This is a genomic window from Geitlerinema sp. CS-897, from assembly GCF_028368005.1.
GTDB classification, from domain to species: domain Bacteria; phylum Cyanobacteriota; class Cyanobacteriia; order Cyanobacteriales; family Geitlerinemataceae; genus Baaleninema; species Baaleninema simplex.
The window spans coordinates 59,199-65,540 of record NZ_JAQNCQ010000129.1; the positions used below are offsets into that span (position 1 = coordinate 59,199).

The following is a 6,342-nucleotide window of genomic DNA, read 5'->3' on the forward strand; positions in this document are numbered from 1 at the left end:
AATCATGCGAGTGCTGGTTCGAGAGATTTTGAGCGTTTTAACCTGCAACCCCGACATCAAGACCCAAATTTCAGCATTCGAGCATCTCTAGACTCAAATCGCCTCGAGGCGAGGATAACTAACCGTACCCTCGAGCCTTCGACTGGATTCGACAATCTATATCGCTACTTTTATTGTTGCCGAAATCAGTCTGCAAGCGTGCGATCGCGAGCCGATACTTACGTGATATTACGGAAGCCAGATCGTGACCTGAAGATTCCCCTCAGTGCGATCGCGATCGCAACATCACCCACGTCCACAGGATTCGCAATCGTTCGTGATATGATGAAACTCGGCGATTCACCCCGACTGTAGCCGCCAGACGCAACGCCCTCGCACAACCGAGCAACCCCTGGCGATCTTCGCTCTTCCAACACAACTCGCAGATGGCACCCCTCAACGAACCGCTCCCTTGGGAAATCGACGCCAGCAAACCTTTAGTTCCCGTTTTTTGTGAAGGGGACTGCGTCGGATACTGCGAACCCGAGTACGCCAATGAAATCCTAGAGGTGATGAACGAGCAGGAAAAACTGCTCAAAGCCTTGCGTATGGCCTGTAGCGATCTCGTTCGCAAGCGCAAAGGCGATCCCGAAGAAGTCGAAGAACTCGTTCGAAAATACATTCAACGGGCCGAGCGTCCCAAATCCGGCCCTCGTGCCATCGCCCTATTACTGGCCGAACGCCAAAAACAACTCGGGGTCAGTCCCCAAGAATTTCTGAAATTCTGCGATACCTACCGCGTCTCGTCGCAAGACATTAAAAATATGTGCGCCGGCCGAGAAGTCCCTACCGATTTAATCGCGCCTCTGGCCCGTATTCTCGGTACCACCGTCGAACAAATACAAGACATCCTCGACGGTATCGTCTGAGTTATAAATCCCAATCCGGCTGTTTGATGGGAATGTGAATGAAAAACTCCGTCCCTTTCCCCAATTCCGACTCGCACCAAAAGCGGCCGCGATGCTTGTCGACTACAATTTGATAGCTAATCGAGAGTCCCAATCCCGTACCTTTCCCGACAGGTTTGGTGGTGAAAAAGGGATCGAACAGTTTTTCGAGGATTTCGGGTTTAATCCCCATGCCGTTATCGCGAATACGCACGATGACGCTATCGGGGCGATCGCAGGCCAGAGGAGTTTGAAAGTTTTTCGTACTACACACGGCTTCCGTACAAATCGTAATCGTAGGAGCGGCAGGAGCGCCTTGACGGCGGAGTCCCGCTTCTTCCAAAGCGTCGATCGCATTGGCGATGATGTTCATAAACACCTGGTTGAGCAAACCGGGGAAGCAATCGACACGGGGCAACTCGCCGTAATATTTAATCACCCGTACGGCGGCAAGATCTCCTCTCCCTTTCAAGCGATTGTGCAAAATCAGCAGCGTGTTTTCAAGACCTTCGTGAAGGTTGACGGGTTTGACTTCAGCTTCGTCGAGACGAGAGAAATTCCGCAGAGAAACGACAATTTGACGAATGCGCTCGGCACCCATTTTCATCGAATCGAGGAGTTTGGGCAGGTCGTCTTCGAGAAAGTCGAGATCGATGTCTTCAATTTCGTTTTCGATGGCTTCAGGAGGATTGGGAACGAGATCGCGATAGAGCTGAACCAACTCCAGTAAATCTTCAATGTAGGTTTCGGCGTGACCGATATTTCCCGTAATGAAGTTAACGGGATTGTTAATTTCGTGAGCGATACCGGCCACCATCTGCCCCAAACTCGACATCTTTTCCTGTTGGATGAGTTGGGCTTCCGTTTGTTTGAGATGTTCCATTGCCTCTTGAAGCTGGCGAGCTTGAGTTTGTGCGGCGAGGGCGGCGGCACAGGTTTTAGCATAGAGTTCGGCTTGGTCGATCGCGATCGCCAGTTGATCGACGACAGCTTGGAGGAGTTCGACTTCCGTTTCCGTCCAAGGGCGAGGCATCGTGTGACAGCAAACGATCGCCCCGAACTGTCCCGATCGCGTACCCAACGGTAGGGTCAGTTGCGAAGCCACGTCGAGGGATTGCAGGAAATCGCGAGTATCGGTGTTAGCGTCGGCGATATCGTCGATCTGCTCGAGTTCCAGCGTCCAGATTTTGGGGGCCAGGCGATCGCTTTGAGACAAAAAACTTTCACCTAAAAAACTCGTCAGATGTGGCTCGCGGGCTTCGTGGGTCACGGCCAGCGTCAAGTTGGAATCGCTTTGAGAAGAACACCATAGATAGTAACAGCGATCGATTTGGAGTAAGGTACGAATTTCGTGAACCGCCGTGTCTAAAATCGTATCGAGATCGAGAGAGTTGCGGATTTGTCCGGCCAGACGAAACAGTAGGGATTTGCGGCGGTTGACGAGGGCTTCGCGAGCCCAGACGCGATCGACTGACAGCCCGATTCCGCTCGTGACCCAGTTGAGAATACTCGAGCAGTCTTGCGTCCAAGGATGCTGAGAACACAGCGTCACAACGCCGAGAAGTCGTTCCTCGATGACGAGGGGATAGCAGGCCAGACCGACGATTCCCTGATGCTGCGCCCAGTTGACGAGTTCGCGAAAACCCGGAATCGACGAGCGATCGAGGTGAGGGGCATCTCGGTTGAGGGTATTGTTGACGTAGGGTTGTCGCACTTGGGCGACCCAACCGACGAGAGACTCCCCAAGGGACGTGCGAGGAGGAAACAGGTAGTCGGGAAGCGAACGTCCGGCCATAGCCTGTCGAACGAGAGTCGAAGACGATCGCCCGTTTGAGGTGGGGGTGAAGTCGGCATGAGGGACGACATCGTCGGCATTGACGAGCCAAATGGCGGCCGCAGCAGCGTCGAGATTTTGAGACAGAGCCTCAACGCACAGTTCGAGACTTTTCGAGAGGGTTTGACTTTGTGCCAGGGCTGCACTGACGGCGGTGACGAGGGCAGAGAGATGAGCCTGTTCGAGAAGGGCGTTTTCCGTGTGTTTGTGGTGGGTGACGTCGCGAAAGTAAATCGAGAGGCGATCGCTTTCTGGATGAACTCGCACTTCGAGCCAGATGCCGAGTGGTTCGTAATATTCTTCAAAATGATGGCAGGTTTGAGTCTCGAAAGCCGCTTGGCACTCCGAGGCAAAGATGGAGTCTTTGAGTGCCGGAAAGACGTCCCAAACCGTCTGACCGAGGAGGTCGGACTTATCGACGTTCCAGAGTTTTTCGCCCCGGCGGTTGACGTAAACGAACTTCCAATCTCGATCGATGGCGAAAAAGGCTTCGGTAATACTTTCGAGAATCTCGACGATACCGTGATAGGAGGGAAGGGGAAAGTGTTTGGCAAAACCGGGGCGGAGGGTTTGATGCCAGTTTTGGCGGAGGAGGTCGAAGCCCATATCGCCGACTGAAAACTGAGTGCCGAATTCTCGCAACGCCTGTAGCGATCGCGTGGCTTGACGGCTGAGGGTTTCGAGAGCTTGCTGTTGGTCGGCGTCGAGATGGTGCGGCTCGTAATCTAAAACGCAGAGCGTCCCGACTACAGAACCGTTGGGTGTCACTAGGGGAACCCCCACGTAGAAGCGATAGTGAGGGACACTGGTTATAAAAGGAAGTTTGGCAAAGTGAGGGTTCTCTTGCAGGTCGGGAACGATCGTTAGGTGGGGGTCTTTGACCGTGGCGGCACAGAGGTCGAAGCACAATGAAAAGCGATCGGGTTCGATGCCGATCGCTGCTTTGACCCAGTAGCGAGGTCGCTCGGTGTCGGTTCCTCTCACCGTGTTGATAAAGCCAATTAAGGCGATCGGAGCGTGACAGATGTAGGTGGCCAAACGAGCCACATCTTCAAACGCTTCGTTAGGTTGAGTATCGAAGGCGAGGGAAGATGCCACAGTAGAGGAGTCTTTCAAGGAGTTTTGATGACGATATGAGTGAAACGGATAACCGAACATGGTGTTGCCTTGAAGCGTTTGAAGACACTCGCCCGGTCTGTCAGTCCGAGAGAGGTTTCGGGGCGGAGAGTCGATCGCAGCGCTCCAATGGGGACAGTCTCGTGTCGAACGCACGAGGTATCGCGATCGCCATCAGAGGCGACCCGACTGTCGATCGAAATTCCGCCGGATGAGTTCGCGATCGCTCGCTCCGTTGGTGTCGAGTAACTCTGACCTTCCGATCTTAGCGTACATAATGGTTTTGTTGCGGTTTGCCCTGACAATTCTTACCTTAAATTTGTAAGAACTTATTCTAGATTTAACTCTCTCATCAAATCTATAAGCTACTATCGAAAATTTTAAACAAATTTAACACTCTCCCTCGTGACGAAACCTGTAAAGAACCCGTTCTAGAGCCGTTCGATAACTCGTCAGTTAAATCGATCTATTTAAAACCAGAACGATACGGTTAGGACAACTCGATTCCTCATCGTCTCTCTCGATCGCGCTGCAACAGTTCACTCGAGCCTTCTCTCCAACAACTTGAGGTGAAAGCAGATGTAAGGGTGCGATATACTAAAAGAAATCTAGTTCGATTCCCTATATTTGAGAGTAAGGCCGTTCGGGATCGCTTAAGTTTCTATGAAGATTGCGACCTACTCGAGAAACTGAGTTCGATCGAACGCTCGTCTCGGACGCTCTAAGCCTCAAAATCGGCGAAAATGAGACTTTTGGGACTCAGTTCGATCGGCTTTCTCGTTTCCTAGAGTGCCTCGTGGATCTCGCTAAGATCGAAAAACCCACCTTCCCGAATCCGGCAAAAGTGCGATGTGGCGCGATCGCGACCGACTCGAACCCAATCTCAATTATCTGCCAACAAAAACCATGACGCTTGCATAGTCGCTAACAAGACTTTCAAGAGAGTTCCTTCTCAAATATACTCGAACGAAACACCATCTGAAACCGATAAAGATACCCAATTTTAACGGCTGAACGCACAGCTCGATCGGGTTCGAGCCGACGCTGGAGATAAACCGATTCCCCTGGTACTCAAAGGAAATCCGATGTCTGGAACTGCAATGACCCCCCCAACCGTTCTCGCTGTCGATGACAGTCCCGTCATGCAAAAGACGATCCAACGCATTTTGGGGGACGACTATCGAGTATTGCTGGCTGACAATGCCTTGGATGCCTTGAGTGCGATCTATCACGAACCCATCTCGGTCGTCCTGTTGGATGTTTCGATGCCAGAAATCGACGGTCTCGAAATGTGTCGGACTGTACGGAGCTTACCCCAATTTCAATCGTTACCCATCATAATGCTCACCGCTCGCGACAAAGCCTTCGATAAAGTGAAAGGGCATCTGGCCGGTGCGACGGAGTATCTCACCAAACCGTTCGACGCCGATCGCCTGCGAGAAGTCGTCGGTCAGTACGCCAAACATAACTCAACCTCACCGGCCGAATCGTAACTCTCCCGAGTCCCCTGCCTCGCCACCTCGATAACATTGCCTTTTCAGGGGGTTCGTGCGAGGATCGATACAGCCAGATCGCACTGGCTGAATACATCGAGCGATCTTCGAGACGGTCGCCACTGGCATAACGTAGCAACTTCCACCCCCCACCTTCAACCGTGCAGGATTTCCATGAGCGATCCGTTTCCCAATCCCTTTGGCGGCGGTCCGAACCCGTTTAGCGACAACCGCGACTTACCCCAAGATCCCGTCTACGATCGCAGCGAACCTCCCGACGTGAGTTCGGAAGACCTCTCTACATCCAAGCGTCGCGGTTCGGCAGCCCCGATTTTGCGGAAATACTATCTCATATTGCTCGCCTGCGGGTTACTCTTAGGGCTTTTCGTTGCCATCGGCGTCGTCAAAGTCATCACCCACTTGGGACTCAACGAAGTCCCCGCACAAGTCGAGTAGTCTGTTGGAGTAGACAAGGGAGGTACGGAAGACTAGGAAGGGCTTGCTCGATAAGTCTGCAACGCCCTCCAGTTGGGAGGTTCAGCGCCTAAATGTGCCACAAAAGTGCGCCCAAACGTAGTAATACCAAATCCTGTTCCCAAACCTGCTAAACTCTTAAGCCGCAAATCCCAGCCAATGATAGTTCGTTAAATCCCGGATCTCTTCTTGCATCTGTTCTTGAAGGACACAGCACCTTTTCCCCAACACTTCTTCAAGTCCCTCAATGGTTGCAAAATAAGTGTTAACTAGGGCTTGCTGAAAAGAAGTGAAAAGCTTACGACGTAAGGCTTAGAGGAGTCTTGACATGGCTTCGAGAACCCGAAAAAGAGGTAAAATTGGAAATTCCCGTGCATCTGGCAAGAAAAAATGTATCAAAAATCACAAAATCCTGACGCGCCCGAAGAAGCCTTTGAACTTCCTTTTGAAGGCAAGTTGTGTAAAGAAAATCGTTGGGTAATTTTGGCGAACCTCATTC

General features: G+C 51.9%; 5 protein-coding genes. 3 read left to right on the top strand and 2 right to left on the bottom strand.

Annotated features, from left to right (window positions below):
* Nucleotides 1-262: 262 nt before the first annotated feature.
* On the bottom strand, nucleotides 263-418 hold the full coding sequence (locus POG22_RS07950) for a hypothetical protein (RefSeq protein WP_498904602.1): 156 nt from the start codon (nucleotides 416-418) through the stop codon (nucleotides 263-265).
* Between the two features lie 7 nt (nucleotides 419-425).
* On the opposite strand from POG22_RS07950, the gene POG22_RS07955 reads away from it, so the two are divergent.
* Nucleotides 426-908: a hypothetical protein gene (locus tag POG22_RS07955; RefSeq protein ID WP_498904604.1), complete on the top strand. Its 483-nt coding sequence runs from the start codon at nucleotides 426-428 to the stop codon at nucleotides 906-908.
* 1 nt (nucleotide 909) lies between these two features.
* Here the strand turns inward: POG22_RS07955 and POG22_RS07960 are convergent, their stop codons facing one another.
* Nucleotides 910-3,858: a GAF domain-containing protein gene (locus POG22_RS07960; protein WP_498904605.1), complete on the bottom strand. Its 2,949-nt coding sequence runs from the start codon at nucleotides 3,856-3,858 to the stop codon at nucleotides 910-912.
* A 1,103-nt stretch (nucleotides 3,859-4,961) separates the two neighbouring features.
* Here POG22_RS07960 and POG22_RS07965 point away from each other — a divergent pair.
* Complete coding sequence (locus POG22_RS07965; protein WP_026097637.1) at nucleotides 4,962-5,369, top strand: response regulator; 408 nt, start codon at nucleotides 4,962-4,964, stop codon at nucleotides 5,367-5,369.
* A gap of 174 nt (nucleotides 5,370-5,543) precedes the next feature.
* Nucleotides 5,544-5,825: a hypothetical protein gene (locus POG22_RS07970; RefSeq protein WP_498904606.1), complete on the top strand. Its 282-nt coding sequence runs from the start codon at nucleotides 5,544-5,546 to the stop codon at nucleotides 5,823-5,825.
* The last annotated feature ends 517 nt before the right edge of the window (nucleotides 5,826-6,342 follow it).